The organism is Aeromonas sp. HMWF016 (genome assembly GCF_963878195.1).
In the GTDB taxonomy this organism is placed as follows: domain Bacteria; phylum Pseudomonadota; class Gammaproteobacteria; order Enterobacterales; family Aeromonadaceae; genus Aeromonas; species Aeromonas lacus.
In genome coordinates, this window is sequence record NZ_CAWNWX010000024.1 from 82,811 (window position 1) to 101,684 (window position 18,874).

The following is an 18,874-nucleotide window of genomic DNA, read 5'->3' on the forward strand; positions in this document are numbered from 1 at the left end:
ATGCTCCTATTCCGCCTTTAACAGGGGTTGCTCTACCCCAGCAGTCCAATTCATTGCACGACTGTTCTTGCCATATGTTGCTGTAGCCTGCAGCTCAACATAACGACAAGAAGGGATAACATTCTGGCTACTGGCATCCACTTTTCGCTTACAGACACTTTCACCACGCCGTTCCATATTGACCGTATTTCCATTCACCGAGATTGCAGAACTGGCCCCCATAGTCGCAATATTGCTCGACAGACCAGCTTGCAATAATGCGCTCTCTATAATCCCTTCAATCCGATGCTCAGCTTGCTGTAAACTGGCTGCAGCACCGGCCATTTTGAGATCCACACCACTGGACTGCATCATCACGACAGCAATCAGGGTCAGCGGTACCAGGATGACCAAAGCTACGATCAACGCAACCCCTCTGGCTCGTCTCATTTGCCACCTCCAGCAATGGCAGCAGGATTACGCAACGCAATGGATGTCTCCAGAAGCAATCGCCGAAAACCATCACCGCTACCAGCGACTTGAATATTACCAACCTGATATGTATTGTTATTTACATATTTTGATGAAGCTTGCAGAGAGCGAGCAAGAATAAACAGACGGGCAGAAATGACACGCCATTCATTCCATTCATTACTGGCAACAGAACTGATTGATACATATTTGTCGATTCGACCATCCTGAACGGGGCTGGTATCTACACCATATAGTAGAGTTATTTTTTCTATACCTTGTGCCAGTGCACCAGATATATCCCATGATCCATCGTTGGCAGTCAGCATACGCTTATGCAATTCAGGGACTCCACTGTTATCCACAATATGGTAGATGTAATGCTGATATTCCCATAACTGTCTATTTGGCATAGCACTATTATCAGGAGGGGCTTCATTGCCGCGAAATATAACAGCAGACTGAGGCGTCGTTGCCATATAGAACCTATTTGCAGAGAGCGCACTGTCTGCCAGGGGGAAACCTATCAACCGCTTGATGCTGATGATGTCTGAATTAGCCACCCTGTTGGCCGATGCAATACAGCTGAATGCATTGCCTGTGGTCAGCTTGTTGGCATCAATATGTGTCGCCCATACACCACGTACTGGGGCGGATGCTGATGGGAAACTTCCTTCACCACGCTCATCCCAACAATCCTTGCTGGAGGCAATAACAGCACCAGAAGTTATCGTTACCCCTGAATTCAACTGCATCGGCATTCCGGTATAGTCGCCCCAAAAACCGGCCCACTTGAGATCCTGAGCTATCAGACGCATCGCCAATCGCCCATTTTCCTGCAACTCGCTCTGGTCAAACGCATCTTCAGAAGTCGTTCGAGAAGCAACAAACACACTCAGCACACCACCTAGTAGAAAAACACCGATCACCATAGCAATCAGCCATTCCACCAAGGTAAAACCACGGCTATTCATAAAGTGGTCGTCAATACGTATTGACGCCTCGTCAAGTCGACCCCGGATATGCCGCAGGCATTGGTTGTGGCTGATGCGATAGCACTTGAACCATCATGGGAGGCCTTGCGCCCTGCCCAAAAAACGGCCACGGTCAGCGAGTCGCTCGCCCCCTTGATGATGCAACCGACAGGATTGTTGAGCGTGGAGCCGGCGCCCGATGCAGCACTACCTATCAGGGACTGACGCCAGTAGTAGAGATCGAGCGCCAGCATATTTGCATCACTGCAGTTGCTCATGGTGCCATCAGCATTGGCACAGGATGGTAGCGATGATGAACTCGAACTGACAATCCAGGTATTACTGGCTTGAGCCTCCCAGATAGCTCGATTGACCTTGATCCGCTCCACCATGTCGTTTGCCAGCCAGCTGGCTATGGTGCGTTGTCTCGCCTCATATCCAGCGAATTTGGATTGCGCCTGCATGGCGACCAGCCCCAGTAGACCAAAAGAGAGCACAACAGCAGCAATCATCACTTCAAGCAGGCTGAAACCGGAGGGCACACTATCAAAACCTGTGCGTTTCATGACCTAGTTCCAGCAATTATTGTTGGTTGCATTGCTGATATTTTTTGCGCTCTTGGTGCCATTTTGGTCGATAGAGAAAATAATGCAGTCTCGGTCAGAGCCCTGTGCACCTGAGGCAGTCGCAGTCAGGGTATAGGTATTAGCGGCAGCAGAAATAACCAGATGGTAAAAACCGGAATCTGAATTGTCAGAGATATTGAGTGCCGACGCCGAAGAGGCGTACTGATTGAAGTCCATAAAATAGCTCTCTTGCCGGTTGGCGGCATCAAGCAGCATCTTTTTCGCATCGACACGATGACTGGTCAGCAAATATTGCTGATAAGCGGGGTAAGCGATGGTGCCAAGGATCGCCACAATGGCGACAACAACCATCAACTCAATGAGAGAAAAGCCACGAAAGTATCCAATCATATCCCATCCTTGGTGACAGACTGCTTCATAAGTTTAACGCCGAGCCTGTCACTAGAACAAACCCGGCGTCAATATCATTGCACTTTATTCTTAAGCCTTACTGGCGTCACTCAAATGATTCTAAGTTCCGGCGGCACTTCAAACACCACGTTCTCTTCGCGACCTGGGTGCTCGGCGACCACCTTGCCACCCAACTCACGCAGGCGAGTAATGACGGATTGCACCAGCACCTCGGGGGCGGAGGCACCGGCAGTCACACCGATAGCCTTGACCCCTGCCAGCCAGTCGGCATCGATCATGGAGGCATCGTCGATAAGATAGGCCTTGGCCCCCACCTTCTCGGCCAGCTCGCGCAGACGGTTGGAGTTGGAGGAGTTGCGCGATCCCACCACCAGCATGGCGTCCACCAGCCCCGCCATCTCCCGCACCGCATCCTGACGGTTCTGGGTGGCGTAGCAGATGTCATCCTTGCGCGGCCCCTGAATATTGGGGAAGTGCGCACGCAAGGCATCGATGACGTCCGAGGTCTCGTCCACGCTCAGGGTGGTCTGGGTGACGAAGCAGAGGTCGTCCGGGTTCTTCACCTTGAGTTTGGCCACATCTTCCGGCGTCTCCACCAGATACATGCCGCCCTCGCTATTCTCGTACTGCCCCATGGTGCCGATCACCTCGGGGTGGCCGGCATGACCGATAAGCACGGCTTCGGAGCCCTTGCGGCTGGCGCGATGGACTTCCATATGCACCTTGGTCACCAGCGGACAGGTTGCATCGAACACTTTGAGGGCGCGAGACTTGGCCATCTCGCGCACCGCCTTGGAGACGCCGTGGGCGGAGAAGATAACGATGCTGTCATCCGGCACCTCGTCCAGCTCTTCGACGAAGACGGCGCCCGCTTCCTTGAGCTTGTTCACCACGTAGCGGTTGTGCACCACTTCGTGACGGACATAGATGGGAGCACCGAACTTCTCCAGCGCACTTTCGACGATGCTGATGGCACGGTCGACACCGGCGCAAAAGCCACGGGGGTTAGCCAGCAGAATATCCATCAGTGAACCTTCTCCTCGTCATCAACCCCCAGGATCTCCACCTCGAAGGTGACGGTATGACCGGCCAGGGGGTGGTTGAAATCGACCGTGACCGACATCCCTTCCACCGCCCGGATGATCCCCGGCAGCTCACTGCCGTTGGGCTGGTCGAACAGGATGATGGTGCCAACCTTGGGCTCCACATCGGCGCCAAACTTGGCGCGGTCGAGATGGTAGATGTTGTCGGGGTTGGAGAGGCCAAAGGCCTCCTCCGGCGCCAGCGTAAAGCTCTTGCTCTCCCCTTCGCGCAGCCCCAGCAGGCACTGCTCGAAGCTTGGCGTCAGACTGCCATCGCCCATCCGCAGACGGGCCGGTTTACCGTGCAGCGCCGTGCTGTCGGCCACCGAGTCATCTTCCAGCTTGATGGTGAAGTGAAACAGCACGCTGCTGTCAGCGGTGATCTGCTGGCTCATGCCTGCTCCTTTTTCTCGCCACGAAAACCATCCAGCACGATCATGGCGGCACCGATGAAGATGAAGCTGTCGGCCAAGTTGAACGCAGGCCAATGAGCTGTCCCCCAATAGAAATCGAGGAAATCGACCACATGGCCCAGCACCAGTCGATCAAAGACGTTGCCGAGGGCGCCACCGATGATGAAGGAGTAGGCAATACCGCTCCAGTACTGGGTCACCGACTGCTTGCGCAACCAGTGGATCAGCAGGCCACAAATGGCAAAAGCGAGCAGGGCAAAGAACCAGCGCTGCCAGCCCCCCTGATCAGCCAGGAAGCTGAAAGCTGCGCCCTTGTTGTAGACGTGAACCAGGTTGAAGAAGGGGGTGATCTCCACCCCCGGGTAACCAAATGGCAGCAACTTGACCACGGCGAGCTTGCTCGCCTGGTCCAGAACAAAGGCCAGCACCGCCAGCCACAGCCAACGCAGGCCGCTTTTATGTTGAGTCATGTTCATCAGGCAAATTGACGAGTTTCGCCGTCACCCTCGACGTTGGTGACGCAGCGGCCACAGATCTCTTCGTGACCCGCGATGGTGCCCACATCTTCTACGTGGTGCCAGCAGCGGTCGCACTTGGCGGCGGCAGACTGGGCCACGCTCAGCCACAGGTCATCGCGTTCGGTCACCACGGCATCTGCCGGGGCGGCATCGACGCTGACTACCTTGGCCTTGGAGGTGAGCAGCACGAAGCGCAGCTCATCGGCCAACGCGTTCAGACGAGCGGCCAGCTCCGGCTTGGCGAACAGAGTCAGCTCGGCCTGCAGGGAGCCACCGATGCGCTTCTCGCCACGAGCCACTTCCAGCGCCTTGTTCACTTCACCGCGCACGGTGAGGATCTCGGCCCAGAACTCGTCGTTCAGTACTTCGCCCGCTTCCAGCCCGAACAGGCCGTCGTACCACTCCTCGGTGAAGACGAACTCGCCGCGCTCGCCCGGCAGCAAAGCCCAGATCTCGTCGGCGGTGAAGCTCATGATTGGCGCCATCCAGCGCACCATGGCCTCGGCGATGTGATAGAGAGCGGTCTGGCAGGAGCGACGGGCCAGGCTGTCGGCCTTGGCGGTGTACTGGCGATCCTTGATGACATCCAGATAGAAGGAGCCCATCTCGATGGAGCAGAACTGCATCAGCTTCTGGGTCACTCCGTGGAAGTTGTACTCGTCGAACGCAGCCATGATCTCGGCCTGTACCGCCTTGGCGCGGCCCACAGCCCAGCGATCCACTACGACCATGTCGGCAGGAGCAACCATGTCGGTCGCCGGATTGAAGCCGTTCAAGTTGGCCAGCAGGAAGCGGGCAGTGTTGCGAATACGACGATAAGCATCGGCAGAGCGCTTGAGTATCTCGTCGGAGACGGTCATCTCGCCGGTGTAGTCAGTGCTCGCTACCCACAGACGCAGGATGTCGGCACCCAGCTTGTTCATTACGTCTTGCGGGCTTACCACGTTGCCGATGGACTTGGACATCTTGCGACCCTGACCATCCACGGTGAAGCCGTGAGTCAGCACCTGGTTGTAGGGAGCCTTGTCTTTCATGGCCACGCCGATCATCAGGGAGGACATGAACCAGCCACGGTGCTGGTCAGAACCTTCCAGATACATGTCGGCCGGCTTGCCGTTGAACTCGGGACGGGCATCGACCACAGAGGCATGGGTAGAACCGGAGTCAAACCAGACGTCGAGGGTGTCAGGCACTTTCTCGTAATTGTCGGCATCGGCGCCCAGCAGCTCGGCCTTGTCCAGATCCCACCAGGCCTGGATGCCGGACTGCTCGACCCGCTTGGCCACCTCTTCCATCAGGCGTACAGATTCCGGATGCAGTGCCTGAGTCTCCTTGTGAACGAACAGGGAGATGGGCACACCCCAGGTACGCTGACGGGAGATACACCAGTCAGGACGGTTCTCGACCATCGCCTGAATGCGGTTTTTACCCCAGGCCGGCACCCAGCCGCTCTGACCGTGCTGGGCAATGCCCTCTTTCTCGATACGCTCGATCTCTTCAAGAGCACGCTTGCGCAGACCCTTCTGCTCCATGCTGATGAACCACTGCGGGGTGGCACGGAAGATGATCGGGGTCTTGTGACGCCAGCAGTGCGGATAGGAGTGGTTGAACACCTTGTGGTGCAGCAGGGCGCCACGCTCGGTCAACACCTCGACAACCGCTGCGTTGGCCTTGAATACGTGCTGGCCGGCAAACAGTTCGGTATCCGGCAGATAGACGCCGTTGCTGCCAACCGGGTTGGCCACTTCCAGACCGTACTTCTGACCGACCACGAAGTCTTCCTGACCGTGCCCAGGCGCGGTGTGAACGGCACCGGTACCGGCATCCAGAGTGACGTGATCACCCAGCACCACCGGCACGTCGAAGCTGTAGAAGGGGTGGTTGAAGCGCAGCAGCTCAAGAGCCGCACCCTTGGCATAGCCCAGGTTGTGGTAGTGCTCGATGCCGGCGCGATCCATCACGTCCTTGACCAGCTCTGCGGCCAGGATCAGACGCTCGGGGTTCTCCCCTTCAACCTGAACCAGTGCGTAGTCCAGATCGGCGTGCATGGCGATGGCGCGGTTGGCCGGCAGGGTCCACGGGGTAGTGGTCCAGATCACAGCAGAGAGGGTGCCTTTGCCGGTGTGGCCTTCGGCGCAGTCAAACTTGGCGGCAACGGCCGCTTCGTCGACAGCCTTGAAGCGCACGTCGATGGAGGGGGAGTTCTTGTCGTAGTACTCAACCTCTGCTTCAGCCAGCGCGGAGCCACAATCGGTACACCAGTGCACCGGCTTGGAGCCTTTGTGCAGGTGGCCGTTTTCAACGATCTTGGCCATGGAGCGGATGATGTTGGCTTCGGTGCCAAAATCCATGGTCAGGTAGGGGTGTTCCCAGTCACCCAGCACACCCAGACGGATGAAGTCGGTCTTTTGCGCTTCGATCTGGGTCTTGGCGTATTTGCGGCACTCGGCGCGGAATTCGGCAGCGGAAACCTTCTCGCCCGGCTTGCCGACCATGCCTTCCACTTTCAGCTCGATAGGCAGACCGTGGCAATCCCAACCCGGCACATAGGGGGAATCGAAACCAGAGAGGCCCTTGGACTTGATGATAATGTCTTTGAGGATCTTGTTGACCGAGTGACCGATGTGAATGTTGCCGTTCGCATAGGGGGGGCCATCGTGCAGAATGAAAGAAGGCTTGCCCGCTTTGGCGCGGCGAATAGCGCCGTAGAGATCCTGATCGTACCAACGTTTCAGCATGTTGGGTTCGCGCTTGGCCAGATCGCCACGCATCGGAAACTCGGTTTCCGGAAGATTCAGGGTGTGTTTATAGTCGCTCATCAGTCCTGGGTTCCCTTCTTTTCTAAAAGAGTGCTGGGTAAATGAAATTGCGGCAGCCCGAACCAGGCTCGGGCCGCCAGGGCATCTCGTTCGATCTGCTCTTTCAAGGCAGAGAAAGAGTCAAATTTCTGCTCTTCGCGCAGCTTGTGGCGAAGCAGCACCGTCACCTGTTGACCGTAAAGGTCGCCAGAAAAATCAAACAGATGTACTTCCAATCTGGCTTGTGTACCGCTCAAGGTCGGCCGTACACCCACATTGGCTACACCGGGGAAGGTCTTGCCGGAACATATCACTTCCACCGCAAACACGCCACCGACCGGGATTACCTGACGCTTGAGGGCCAGATTGGCGGTGGGAAAACCTATGGTGCGCCCCAGCTTGTCGCCGTGGGCCACCCGGCCGCTGATGGCATAAGGACGGCCGAGCATCAGCTCAACCTCCGCCATGCGGCCCGCTTTGAGCGCCTCGCGTACCAGCGTGCTGCTGACCCGCTGACGGGATAGCTGGAAGCTCTGGGTACTGATCACCTCGAAACCGAAGCGCTGGCCTGCCGCCTCCAGCAGGTGGAAGTCCCCTTCCCGCCCCTTGCCGAAGCGAAAATCGTCGCCGACCACCAGATAGCGAACGCCAAGCTTCTCGACCAGCAGTTGCTCGATGAAGGTGGCAGCCGCCTGGCAGGCAAAACGATGGCTGAAGCGCACGCAGAGCATGCGGTCGATCTGCAGCCCCTTGAGCGCTTCATACTTCTCGCGCAAGCGGCTCAGGCGCGCCGGCGCATCGCTACCGGCAAACAGCTCTAGCGGCTGCGGCTCGAACAGCATGACGCAGGCAGGCAATCCCAGCTGGGCCGCTTTCTCCCTGAGACGTGCCAGTACCGCATGGTGACCCTGATGAACCCCATCAAAGTTGCCAATGGTCAATACACATCCCCGGTGACGGGGCTTGAGATTGTGAATACCGCGAATAAGCTCCATCGCTGCCTTGTGCGTTGCTGCTGTCGAAATCGCCGGATTATATATCAGGCGGCCATCAGGGTCAGCCCTGTTGCGGCCCCGATTTCAGCTCTCGGGGCCGAAATACCAACTCACTTGGCGCCTTCAAGCCTCGAATGCGAGTCAATCTTCACGACCCGCTCTCAGATCTTTTGGCCGGATCCCCAGTGCCAAGAGGACTCCGGCGTAAATGGCACCACCCAGCACCAACAACATGGTCAACTGCATGCTCGCCTTGCCCATGCTCCATGCACCCCATTGGGCCAGGTCTGGCGACAGATAGAGAAGTACTCCCCCCATCAGCAGGCTCGCCGTCAGCAACTTGAGGCAAAAGATCCCGGTGTGGCGAGAAGGCCGGTAGACGCTCTGCTGATGGAGCCCCTTGAACAGCAGGGCTGCGTTGAGCGTGCCCGAACAGGCGGTCGAGAGCGCCAGCCCCACGTAACCGAGCGGATAGATGAAGAGGAGGTTGCAGACCATGTTGGCGGCCATAGAGATCATCCCGATCCGCACCGGCGTCTTGGTGTCCTGACGAGCGTAGTAACCGGGCGCCAGTACCTTGATCAGCATCAGCGACAGCAAACCGGAGGTGGATGCCAGCAAGCTGGCGCTCGACATGGTCACCTCATGCAAACCGAACTCGCCGCGCATGAACAGTACCCGCAGGATGGGCTCACGCAGCACCGCGATACCCACCATGGCGGGCAAACCGAGCAGCATCACCATCCGAACACCCCAGTCCATGGTGCGGGAGAAGTCGGCCGGATCGGCATCCACGTGCTTCTTGGCCAATGCCGGCAGAATGACGGTACTGATGGCAACGCCGAACATGCCGAGCGGGAACTCCAGCAAGCGATCCGAGTAGTAGAGGTAGCTGATGGCACCGGTCGCCAGAAACGAGGCAAGCATGGTGTTGACCAACAGGTTGATCTGACTGACCGATACCCCGAACAGCGCCGGGATCATCAGGGTGCGGATCTTCACGACCCCCGGATGGTGCCAACCCCACTTGGGCCACACCAGCATGTTGATCTGGCGCAGGAACGGGAACTGGAACAGGAACTGCACCAGACCGCCAAGGAAGACACCGATGGCTAGTGCCAGTTCGGGATTGTCCAACCAGGGCGAGATCCACCAGGCGGCGGCGATCATGGTGATATTGAGGAAGATCGGGGTAAAGGAGGATACCCCGAAGCGGCCGAAAGTGTTGAGAATGGCCCCAGCCATGGCGGTAAAAGTGATGAACCAGAGATAGGGGAAGGTGATTTTGAGCATCAGGCTCGCCATCTCGAACTTCTCGGCGGCCGGCCCGCCATGGAGCCAGTCCCAGAACCAGCCCCAGCCAAACAGGGCGGTCAGCACGCCGGAGCCCAGCACCCCGAGCAGGGTGACCACGGTCACTATCCCGCCGAGAGTCCCCGCCACCGCAGCCAGCAGTTCGCGCACTTCACTCTCATCACCCTTTTTCCGGTACTCGGTCATCACGGGAACAAAGGCCTGGTTGAAGGCTCCTTCTGCGAACAGACGACGCAGGAAGTTGGGAATGCGATTGGCAAAGAAGAAGACGTCTGCGGCAACCCCGGCACCGAGCAGATTGGCGATGACCACATCGCGCACCAAGCCCATCACACGGGATGCCAACGTCATTCCAGACACAATAATTCCGGATTTGATCAATTTCTTACTCAAGACGAGGCCTCTGGAACTGTCAGAATGAAAAGAATGCTGCTAGAATCGGCCGACAGTTTAACCGTCTCCCATCTGACACACCACCGGGGGGCGGTGTTTATTTGCACAAATCATTTGACAATATGTGGTTGGGAAGGCATATTTCCGGGCCTTTTCAATACACTCGCTAAGACAGTTTTAGGAGTTTTACCTTGGCTAACATCAAATCTGCTAAGAAGCGCGCTCTTCAGTCAGAGAAACGCCGTCAGCACAACGCCAGCCGTCGTTCCATGACCCGTACTTACCTGAAGAAAGTCATCGCTGCTATCGCCTCTGGCGACAAAGCTGCCGCGACTGCCGCTTTCGCTGTTGCTCAGCCGATCATGGATCGTATGGCGACCAAAGGCCTGATCCACAAGAACAAAGCTGCTCGTCACAAGAGCCGCCTGTCTGCCCAGATCAAAGCTATGGCTTAATCAGCTTCTGCTGATAAAAGCTGAAAAAACCGGCCTAGTGCCGGTTTTTTATTTATCTGCGCAGCAGTAAAGCCGATGCAGCAAGGTGATCATCTCGCGCACCTCATGGCTGCGCAGCGAATAGTAGACCGTCTGGGCCTCTTTTCGCGTGTTGACCAGCTCATCGCGCCGCAGCAATGCCAGATGCTGTGACAACGCAGACTGGCTCAATCCCAACCGCTCGTTGAGTTCCCCCACCGACAGCTCCCGCTCCAGCAGATGGCACAGGATAAAGAGCCGCCGCTCATTGGCCAGCGCCTTGAGCAGGGCAACCGCCTGACCCGCACTGGCTTCCATCTCTTCAAGTTGCATCACATCTCTCCTCTGCCACTCATCGCCGATGATACGTGGTGACGCGCCGTTTTAAAACGACAGGGATGCTGGCTGGATGGCGGAGAAGTTCTCCTCCCCGGCAAAGAGGAATGTGAAATCACTCTCGCACACCCGTTTTACCGCCGGATGCTGGATCATCCGCTCGGCGAAGATGACGTAGTACTCCTCCATCAGATCCTGGGTCTCACCCAGCAACATCACCCCCTCCCCTTCCAGGATCTCCTCCCGATAGATGGTGGGGGCCATGAAGATACCCTGATTGAAGAAGCCAAACGCCTTCATCAGAGCCGCATCGTCAAACTCGCCAAGGATGCTGGGGGAAACCCCCTGCTGTTCAAACCACTGGGTCAGTTGGCGACCCATGGCAGTACGGCGCCCCGGAATAAGCAGCTTTCGCTCTTCAAGACAGGCCGGGAAAGGGAGCGATGGCAGCGGCGCCTTGCAGAAGAAGCTGACACCGCAGCCACCAAGCCGTTTGGAAAGCAGTCCCGCATGCTGGCTGGAGTCCACCGGGCAGTCGGAGAGGATCATGTCGAGCTTGTGCTCGCTCAGCTGTTCCAGCAGCAACTCGTGGGTCGATTCGAAGCAGCGCAGGTGGATGGAGCCGTCATTGGGGATGACGGAGAGCAGCACCCGGCTGGCAAGACGCTTGGAGAGGGCATCGGCGATGCCGACGTCGAACAGGATCTGGCTCTCCTTGCGATAGTTGACGATATCGAGCATCTCGTAGGAGAGGCTGAACATCTTGTCGGCGTAGCGAAACACCAGCTGACCCAGCTCGGTGGCCTCAAGGGTGCGCCCCTTGCGTTTGAGCAACTTGCCGCCCAAACGCTGCTCCAGCAGCTTGATCTGGCCGGTCACCGTCTGCGGGGTCAAAAAAAGGGCTTCTGCCGCCTGAGTGACAGAGCCCTTCTTCTGCGTCATCCAGAAATAGTAGAGATGGTTGTAGTTAAGGTGTGACATCCGATGGGGTTCCCGCCTGACGCGGGCTCCGGTAGCAGCTGAGTTCAACCGCCAGAATGTCATACATGTCGCTGACCGAGTCAACCTTGTTCGCGCCGAACTGCGCCATCAGGTCGGCCTTGAGCCGTGCCTTGTCGGGCTGGCGATCACCGCAGTAGCGCTTGTTGGAACGCTTGACCATCTCCCCTGCCCGGCTGCTCAGCGCCCGCTCGGAGAAGGTCTCGCCAAAGCGGGCCCTGGCCTGCTTGTCCCCCAGCAGCACGGCGCTATCCACCACACCGTTGAGATAGGCAGAGCAGCTTGCCGAGGCGGCATCCTGCCTGCAATCCTCAAACCCGCCCGCCCATGCCAGCGGGCTCAGCAAAATTGCTGCCAGCCATGCCTGTTTTTTCATAGTCCCTCCGCACTCTGATCCCCGTCACACTTGGGAAGAGCCAATCGCAAGGCCAGATAACCAACTACCGCCGCCAGGGTGGATCCCACCAGAATACCGAGGCGAGAGTAGCTGCCGTAATCCAGCCCACCGTGCTCGAATGCCAGCGATGCGATAAACATCGACATGGTGAAACCAATACCGCAGAGGATGCTGACCGCAAAGATCTGCTTGAAGTTGACTCCCGGTGGCAGCTGCGCCACACCCAGCTTGACCGACAACCAGCTGATGGTGAATACCCCGAGCGGCTTGCCGATAAACAGCCCCAGCATGATACCCATGGGCACCGGGCTCAGCAGGGATGAGAGACCGATCCCCTCCAGCGATACCCCCGCGTTGGCAAAGGCAAACAGCGGCAGGATCAGGTAGGCACTCCAGGGGTGCAGGGCATGCTCCAGATGCTTGAGCGGCGAGGCATAGCGCTTGCCGTTCAGCGGGATCATAAAGCCAACCACCACGCCAGCCAGGGTCGCATGGACACCGGATTTCAGCACCGCCACCCAGAGCACCAGCCCGACCAGCATGTAGAGACTGATCCGATCCTCACCGCGGCGGTTCATCCAGAACAGCGTCAGGGTCGCCAGAATACCGACCGTCAACGCCGCCAGCGACAGTTGCTGGGTGTAGAAGAGCGCGATGATGATGATGACGCCCAGATCATCCATGATGGCCAGCGCCAGCAGGAACACCTTGAGGCTCACCGGCACCCGCTTGCCGAGCAGCGCCATCACCCCGAGGGCAAAGGCAATATCGGTCGCGGCAGGAATGGCCCAGCCAGCGCGCGCCACTTCATCCGAGTAGTTGAAGAAGGCGTAGATCAGGGCCGGAGCCAGCATGCCGCCCACCGCAGCGATGGCCGGGAAGGTCGCCTGCACCCGGGAGGAGAGCGCCCCTTCCAGCATCTCGCGCTTCACCTCGAGCCCGACCAGCAGGAAGAAGATCGCCATAAAGCCATCGTTGATCCAGAGCAGCAATGGCTTGTTGATATCCAGTGCCGCAATGCGTACCTGCACTGGCGTATCGAGGAAGGCCTGGTAGCTGCCAGAGAGACCGGAATTGGCCAATATCATTGCCAGCATGGCCGCCATGATCAGAATAATTCCGGAGGCAGCCTCCAGCTTCAGGAACTTTTTGATTACGTCGCTCATGGTTAAAATATCCACAAAATTACTTTACGTTGAGTCTATAACCGATAACAACTCTTGGAAAATCGTTTCTTACTGCTCAATACAACGAAAAAACCGAAGTAATCCAAAACAGCTCCGCCAAAGGCATCTTTCATAGCGGTGTAACCAGTTCTCGATCTTCAATCACAAAAATGAATATCTAACTGTTTTTAAGCATAAGAAAGGCGCCCTGGGGCGCCTTGCAATCAGATGGCGACGGGCGCCTTGATGCCGGGATGGGGGTCGTAACCCTCGATCTCGAAATCCTCGAACTTGTAATCGAAGATGGAGCCCGGCTTGCGCTTGATCACCAAGGTCGGCAGCGGACGCGGCTCACGGGTGAGCTGCAGTGCAGTCTGCTCCATGTGGTTGGAGTAGAGGTGCACGTCACCGCCGGTCCAGACAAAGTCGCCCACTTCCAGACCACACTGCTGGGCCATCATATGGGTCAGCAAAGCATAGCTGGCGATGTTGAACGGCAGGCCGAGGAACACATCGCAGCTGCGCTGGTAGAGCTGGCAGGAGAGCTTGCCGTCCGCCACGTAGAACTGGAAGAAGGCATGGCAGGGCGCCAGCGCCATCTTGTCCAGCTCGCCCACGTTCCATGCGGAGACAATGATGCGGCGCGAATCCGGGTTGTGCTTGATGTCATCCACCGCTTTCTGGATCTGATCCACCACGCCACCGTCGGCGGTCGGCCAAGAGCGCCACTGGGCGCCATAAACCGGCCCCAGATCGCCGTTCTCGTCGGCCCATTCATCCCAGATGCTGACGCCGTTCTCTTTCAGATAGGCGGTGTTGGTGTCGCCATTGAGGAACCAGAGCAGCTCATGAATGATGGAGCGCAGGTGGCACTTCTTGGTGGTCACCAGCGGAAAACCCTCCGCCAAATTGAAGCGCATCTGATGACCAAACAGAGAGACGGTGCCGGTGCCGGTGCGATCGGACTTGACGGTCCCCTCGTCCAGGATCTTCTGCATCAGGTCGAGATAGGCTCTCATTGTTTTGCCTCCTTCACGGCGTTACCGAACAGCTGCGGGCGCTTGTAGGCAACCCAAATCATCAGGGCACCGATGAAGATCATCGGGGTGGAGAGGATCTGGCCCATGCTGATCTCGTTGAAATAGAGGCCCAGCTGGCTGTCTGGCTGGCGGACAAACTCCACCAGGAAGCGGAACAGGCCGTAGAACAGCAGGAACATGCCGGAGATGGCGCCGCGCGGCGGATTCTTGCGCCAGAACAGGTTGAGGATGATGAACAACACCACCCCTTCCAGCGCGAACTGGTAGAGCTGGGAGGGATGACGCGGCTCGGGGCCGGCCTCCGGGAAGATGATGGCCCAAGGCACATCGGTGATCCGGCCCCACAACTCGCCGTTGAGGAAATTGCCGATACGGCCAACGCCGAGGCCAAACGGAATGAGCGGTGCCACAAAATCGGCCACGGTGAAGAAGTGGCGCTTGGTCTTGTGGGCAAACCAGATCATGGCGGTGATAACCCCGATCAGACCGCCGTGGAACGACATACCACCAGTCCAGATCTTGAACAGGTAGGTCGGATCCGCGAGGAAGAGATCGAAGTTGTAGAAAAGTACGTAACCGACACGGCCGCCGAGGATCACCCCGAGGAAGCCGTAGAAGAGCAGGTCAGAGACCTCGTTGCGTGTCCAGCCGCTGTTCGGCGCATCGGCGCGACGGCCAGCCAGCCACATGGCAAACGCAAAACCGAACAGGTACATGAGACCATACCAGCGTACCGATAGTGGTCCCAAACTGAATGCTACGGGATCAATCTGCGAGAAAACCCAATATCCATCGTGCTGCATAAGCGGCCCCAGTCATAAGAAAAGCCGCATTTTCCGATCATTCGCCAGCAGGGACAAGGCATGTTTATCAATCAACCGATTTTCGGTTTGTGGCCGGCGCGCAGCAAACCGCCCAAACCGTGCTCTTCCAGATAGCGGGCAAACAGGCCGCGCAGCACGTGGGGATTGTCGTGCTTGAGACCATCAGCCAGCAGCTCGGTCAACTCGCTCAGGGTCGATTGGCGCAGCACGTACTTGATCCGGGCAATGTTGTGGGTGTTCATACTGAAGCGGCGATAGCCCATGGCCAGCAGCAGCAGCACACCGACCGGATCACCGGCCAGCTCGCCACAGACCGAGACCGGCTTCTGATAGCGGTGGGAGGCATCGACCAGCAGTTGCAGCGCACGGATCACCGCCGGATGGAACGCATCGTAGATGTTGGCGACGCGGGAGTTGTTGCGATCCACCGCCAGCAGGTACTGGGTCAGATCGTTGCTGCCAACCGACCAGAAGTCGATGAGCGGCGCCATCTCCGGCAGGATGTAGAGGGCGGAAGGCACCTCGATCATCACCCCGAGGCTGGGGTAGCGGATCTCGGCATTGCGACTGGCCGCCTCTTCCGATACTTCGCGCCACGCCTGATCCAGCAGACGGCGGGACGCCTTGATTTCACTGACACTGCTGATCATCGGCAGCATAATGGCCAGATTGTCGAGCCCTTCACTGGCCCGCAACATCGCCTTGAGCTGCACCAGAAACAGTTCGGGGTGATCCAGCGTGAGCCGGATCCCCCGCCAGCCAAGGAAGGGGTTTTCCTCGACGATGGGGAAATAGGGCAGTTGCTTGTCACCGCCCACATCCAGCGTCCGCATGCAGACCGGCCGGTTGCGATAGGTCTCGAGAATGCCGCGATAGCGGGCAGTCTGCTCCCACTCGGAGGGGAAGCTGTCCTGCAGCATGAAGGGGATTTCGGTGCGATAGAGACCCACCCCGTCTGCCAGATGATTGAGAGATATCTCGGTATCGGCGCTGAGCCCGGCGTTAAGCAGCAGGGAGACCTTGGTACCGTCCGCCGTCTCCGAAGGCTGGTTGTCGACGCTGCGCACCAGACAGTCGAGTGCTCGCTCTTCGCTCAGCAGCTGGCGATACTCGGTCAGGATCACCTGATTGGGTTCGATGAAGAGATCGCCGCTATAGCCATCGACGACCAGCATGCGGCCACCGATATCACCGAGCGGCAGATCCACCCCCATGATGGCGGCCACCCCCATGGCGCGGGCCAGAATGGCGGCGTGGGAGTTGGTGCCCCCCTTGAGCGAGACCACACCGGTCAGGTATTCACGGGGGACTTCCGCCAGAATGGTGGCCGTCACCTCGTCGGCGACCAGCACCACAGGCTCACCGATGGAGATATGTTCCGGCTCGTTTTGCACCAGGCGACTGATTAGGCGCTGGGCGATATCCTTCACATCGGTGGATCGCTCCTGCAGGTAGGGATCCTTCATCCCCTTGAACTGCTCGATAAGACGGTCGCTGACCAGCTTGACGGCGGAGACCGCGGTCCAGTGCTCCTTGCTCACCTTGTTGCGGATCGGCTTGATATAGCCGGGATCGGCTAGCAAATGGAGATAGATGTCGAAGATGGCGACCGAATCCTCGCTGTAACTCTCGCGAAAGCGCAGCGCCAGGCTCTCCAGATCGTGACGAACCTCTTCTACCGCAAGCTCCAGCCGTTCCAGCTGGCCAGCATGATCCTCATCCTTGCGCGGAGTGATGGAAGAGAGCGCCTTGCGCGGCCGCCATACCCAGGCCTTGGCCATGGCGATACCACTGGCACCAGCAATGCCGCGCAGCGGCTTGCTCCAGTCGGTCTTTTGCAGCCACCCCTTGGCCTGCGCCTGAGCGATATGCGCTGCCAGCTGGGCCGCCAGCGTGACCATGAAGGACTCCTCCCCCTCATCGAAACGGCGGCTCTCTTTTTGCTGCACCACCAGAATGCCGACCACCTGACGCTGGTGCATGATGGGGGCGCCCAGAAATGAGCGAAACGCCTCTTCGGCAACATCGGGCAGGAATTTAAAGCTGGGGTGCGCAGGGGCATCGGCCAGGTTGATCAGCTCTTCCCGCTGACCGACCAGACCGACGATGCCCTGCTCGAAGGGCAGAGTAACCTTGCCGACCGCCGAAGGGGCAAGACCATCGGTCGCCGCCAGCCGGTAGCGGCGCATCTCGGGTTCCGAAACGTAGACAGAGCAGCAGTCCACCACCATGGCGTGCCGGGTCTGGCTCACCAGTGCCTGCAAGGCCTGTTCCAGGGTGTTGGCCCCGGCCATGCTCTCGACGATACGTCTCAGTTCCGTTAACAACTAATCTGTGCTCCTTAGCGAGCGCGGTTACGCCGCCCATCCTTTTTGTTGACATGCTGCACTGCCGGCGCCGGCATCGCCAGCGGGGCAAACTCCTTCATGACCCGGCGGTAGACCTCCCGCTTGAACGAGACGACCTGGCGTACCGGGTACCAGAAGCTGACCCAGCGCCAGTCGTCAAATTCGGGATGACCATGACAACCGAACTGGATCCGCGACTCTCGGCCCGAATTGAGCTGCAACAGGAACCATTTTTGTTTTTGGCCAATACAGACCGGTGAACTGTCCCAGCGGACAAGACGTTTGGGTAAACGGTATTTAAGCCAGTTACGACTGGTGGCCATGATGGTCACATCTTCGGGCTTGAGGCCTATCTCCTCATACAGCTCGCGATACATGGCCTGTTCCGGCGTTTCACCATCATCAACCCCCCCCTGCGGAAACTGCCAGGAGTGCTGTCCATAGCGTTTAGCCCACAACACCTGTCCTTCACGGTTACAGATCACGATACCGACATTGGGACGAAATCCGTCGCCATCAATCACGTGATCACCTTATAAAGGCTGAATCTATAAAGAGATTGTTCCACATTCACTTCGTGGCAGCAAACAAGGAGTGACTCCCGGCGTTCATGAATAACTTTCAATTTCACACATACTTATAAACAAACGGGAAGATCTGCTCTACCAAGTTGCCCACCCAGACTGTGCATAAGCCTGTGAGCAAGCTGGTATATACAGTACTTTTTAACTGTAAGTGAAAAACAGACTATCACCTCACAGATCAGACTTAAAACTAATTTTTATTTATTATACATGTAGTTAAACACAAACAACTGGATCTGGATCCATGGTTTTGCTCACGCAGGATCCGCGACGATGATTGTGAACAAGTTCTACTGCTTAAAGATCCACCAAGGCCAAATTATCCACAGGAGTGGCACAATATCTGCCCTGTTTCCTCGATGAAAATGGGGTCGGATTCACAATTTTTTGTAACATATAAGATACTCCTCCCACTTTATGCCACTTATCCAAGATTTCTGTGGATAACTGTGTGTAACATCATCCTCAAACCCTTGGACAACTATTTCGGACCCGGATCGGCTGAATATCCTTGCTCGATAAAAAAGACAAATTTCTTTAAAATCATAATCATAAGACCTACATAGCCGAATTATCCCCATTTACCCTTATCCACTCAGGATCGGTTATAAAAACAGCGATCCTCCCGGGATCCTGCCCTGCTAGAATAGGCCGAGCAATATGGAGCCAAACATGCCAAACAATCCCCAATCCGAACAGGAGTTGCTGAGCCGTGCCTACGCCATGGCAGGCTTCACGCTGGCGCAGCTGGCCGCCGAGGTAGGTGTGGCGG

General features: G+C 57.4%; 19 protein-coding genes and 1 pseudogene. 2 read left to right on the forward strand and 18 right to left on the reverse strand.

All coding sequences use genetic code 11. From position 1 onward, the window contains the following. Nucleotides 1–6 precede the first annotated feature (6 nt). The 10 genes from AACS24_RS03190 to murJ form a co-directional block, all read right to left on the reverse strand. The gene (locus AACS24_RS03190; RefSeq protein ID WP_108572333.1) at nucleotides 7–429 is read right to left on the reverse strand and encodes a pilus assembly PilX family protein; all 423 of its coding nucleotides are present in this window, start codon (nucleotides 427–429) and stop codon (nucleotides 7–9) included. After that, a complete protein-coding gene (locus tag AACS24_RS03195; RefSeq protein ID WP_108572334.1) occupies nucleotides 426–1,424 on the reverse strand; it encodes a PilW family protein in 999 nt (332 codons plus the stop codon). The genes AACS24_RS03190 and AACS24_RS03195 overlap by 4 nt, the downstream gene beginning before the upstream one ends. Then, nucleotides 1,421–1,990 (reverse strand): type IV pilus modification protein PilV, encoded by a 570-nt coding sequence (gene pilV, locus AACS24_RS03200; RefSeq protein ID WP_033114081.1) that lies wholly within the window; start codon nucleotides 1,988–1,990, stop codon nucleotides 1,421–1,423. Before pilV ends, AACS24_RS03195 begins: the two co-directional genes overlap by 4 nt. Nucleotides 1,991–1,993: 3 nt before the next feature. Further along, entirely contained in the window at nucleotides 1,994–2,401 is a 408-nt protein-coding gene (gene tppA / locus AACS24_RS03205; RefSeq protein ID WP_033114080.1) for a type IVa pilus pseudopilin TppA, read from the reverse strand. Between the two features lie 110 nt (nucleotides 2,402–2,511). Further along, nucleotides 2,512–3,447 (reverse strand): 4-hydroxy-3-methylbut-2-enyl diphosphate reductase, encoded by a 936-nt coding sequence (ispH, locus tag AACS24_RS03210; RefSeq protein WP_108572335.1) that lies wholly within the window; start codon nucleotides 3,445–3,447, stop codon nucleotides 2,512–2,514. Then, nucleotides 3,447–3,899: an FKBP-type peptidyl-prolyl cis-trans isomerase gene (gene fkpB, locus AACS24_RS03215; protein WP_042030732.1), complete on the reverse strand. Its 453-nt coding sequence runs from the start codon at nucleotides 3,897–3,899 to the stop codon at nucleotides 3,447–3,449. Before fkpB ends, ispH begins: the two co-directional genes overlap by 1 nt. Then, nucleotides 3,896–4,393: a signal peptidase II gene (gene lspA / locus AACS24_RS03220; RefSeq protein WP_033114077.1), complete on the reverse strand. Its 498-nt coding sequence runs from the start codon at nucleotides 4,391–4,393 to the stop codon at nucleotides 3,896–3,898. The genes fkpB and lspA overlap by 4 nt, the downstream gene beginning before the upstream one ends. Further along, on the reverse strand, nucleotides 4,393–7,254 hold the full coding sequence (ileS, locus tag AACS24_RS03225) for an isoleucine--tRNA ligase (RefSeq protein ID WP_108572336.1): 2,862 nt from the start codon (nucleotides 7,252–7,254) through the stop codon (nucleotides 4,393–4,395). The genes lspA and ileS overlap by 1 nt, the downstream gene beginning before the upstream one ends. Beyond that, nucleotides 7,254–8,228: a bifunctional riboflavin kinase/FAD synthetase gene (gene ribF / locus AACS24_RS03230; protein WP_108572337.1), complete on the reverse strand. Its 975-nt coding sequence runs from the start codon at nucleotides 8,226–8,228 to the stop codon at nucleotides 7,254–7,256. Before ribF ends, ileS begins: the two co-directional genes overlap by 1 nt. A gap of 141 nt (nucleotides 8,229–8,369) precedes the next feature. Further along, entirely contained in the window at nucleotides 8,370–9,935 is a 1,566-nt protein-coding gene (gene murJ / locus AACS24_RS03235; RefSeq protein WP_108572338.1) for a murein biosynthesis integral membrane protein MurJ, read from the reverse strand. Between the two features lie 191 nt (nucleotides 9,936–10,126). On the opposite strand from murJ, the gene rpsT reads away from it, so the two are divergent. Then, nucleotides 10,127–10,390, forward strand: a complete 264-nt coding sequence (gene rpsT / locus AACS24_RS03240) for a 30S ribosomal protein S20 (protein ID WP_005308808.1) — start codon at nucleotides 10,127–10,129, stop codon at nucleotides 10,388–10,390. 48 nt (nucleotides 10,391–10,438) lie between these two features. On the opposite strand, the gene AACS24_RS03245 is transcribed toward rpsT, so the two are convergent. From AACS24_RS03245 to rppH, 8 genes are all read right to left on the reverse strand, one after another. Next, nucleotides 10,439–10,741, reverse strand: a complete 303-nt coding sequence (locus AACS24_RS03245) for an ArsR/SmtB family transcription factor (protein WP_108572339.1) — start codon at nucleotides 10,739–10,741, stop codon at nucleotides 10,439–10,441. 51 nt (nucleotides 10,742–10,792) lie between these two features. Then, the gene (nhaR, locus tag AACS24_RS03250) at nucleotides 10,793–11,725 is read right to left on the reverse strand and encodes a transcriptional activator NhaR (protein ID WP_042030739.1); all 933 of its coding nucleotides are present in this window, start codon (nucleotides 11,723–11,725) and stop codon (nucleotides 10,793–10,795) included. Continuing rightward, on the reverse strand, nucleotides 11,712–12,119 hold the full coding sequence (locus AACS24_RS03255; protein WP_108572340.1) for a hypothetical protein: 408 nt from the start codon (nucleotides 12,117–12,119) through the stop codon (nucleotides 11,712–11,714). Before AACS24_RS03255 ends, nhaR begins: the two co-directional genes overlap by 14 nt. Further along, nucleotides 12,116–13,306 carry a Na+/H+ antiporter NhaA gene (gene nhaA / locus AACS24_RS03260; protein WP_108572341.1) on the reverse strand — a complete coding sequence of 397 codons (1,191 nt, stop codon included), beginning with the start codon at nucleotides 13,304–13,306 and terminating at the stop codon, nucleotides 12,116–12,118. The genes AACS24_RS03255 and nhaA overlap by 4 nt, the downstream gene beginning before the upstream one ends. A 224-nt stretch (nucleotides 13,307–13,530) precedes the next feature. Further along, nucleotides 13,531–14,325: a thymidylate synthase gene (thyA, locus tag AACS24_RS03265; RefSeq protein ID WP_108572342.1), complete on the reverse strand. Its 795-nt coding sequence runs from the start codon at nucleotides 14,323–14,325 to the stop codon at nucleotides 13,531–13,533. Then, nucleotides 14,322–15,149 (reverse strand): prolipoprotein diacylglyceryl transferase, encoded by an 828-nt coding sequence (lgt, locus tag AACS24_RS03270; RefSeq protein WP_033114068.1) that lies wholly within the window; start codon nucleotides 15,147–15,149, stop codon nucleotides 14,322–14,324. Before lgt ends, thyA begins: the two co-directional genes overlap by 4 nt. 71 nt (nucleotides 15,150–15,220) lie before the next feature. Further along, nucleotides 15,221–17,497, reverse strand: coding sequence for a phosphoenolpyruvate--protein phosphotransferase (gene ptsP, locus AACS24_RS03275; protein WP_108572343.1), 2,277 nt, complete (start codon nucleotides 17,495–17,497; stop codon nucleotides 15,221–15,223). Between the two features lie 14 nt (nucleotides 17,498–17,511). Continuing rightward, nucleotides 17,512–18,042, reverse strand: coding sequence for an RNA pyrophosphohydrolase (gene rppH / locus AACS24_RS03280; protein ID WP_108572344.1), 531 nt, complete (start codon nucleotides 18,040–18,042; stop codon nucleotides 17,512–17,514). Between the two features lie 732 nt (nucleotides 18,043–18,774). On the opposite strand from rppH, the pseudogene AACS24_RS03285 reads away from it, so the two are divergent. Next, nucleotides 18,775–18,874 (forward strand): annotated as a pseudogene (locus tag AACS24_RS03285) (DNA mismatch repair endonuclease MutH); the annotation flags it as partial.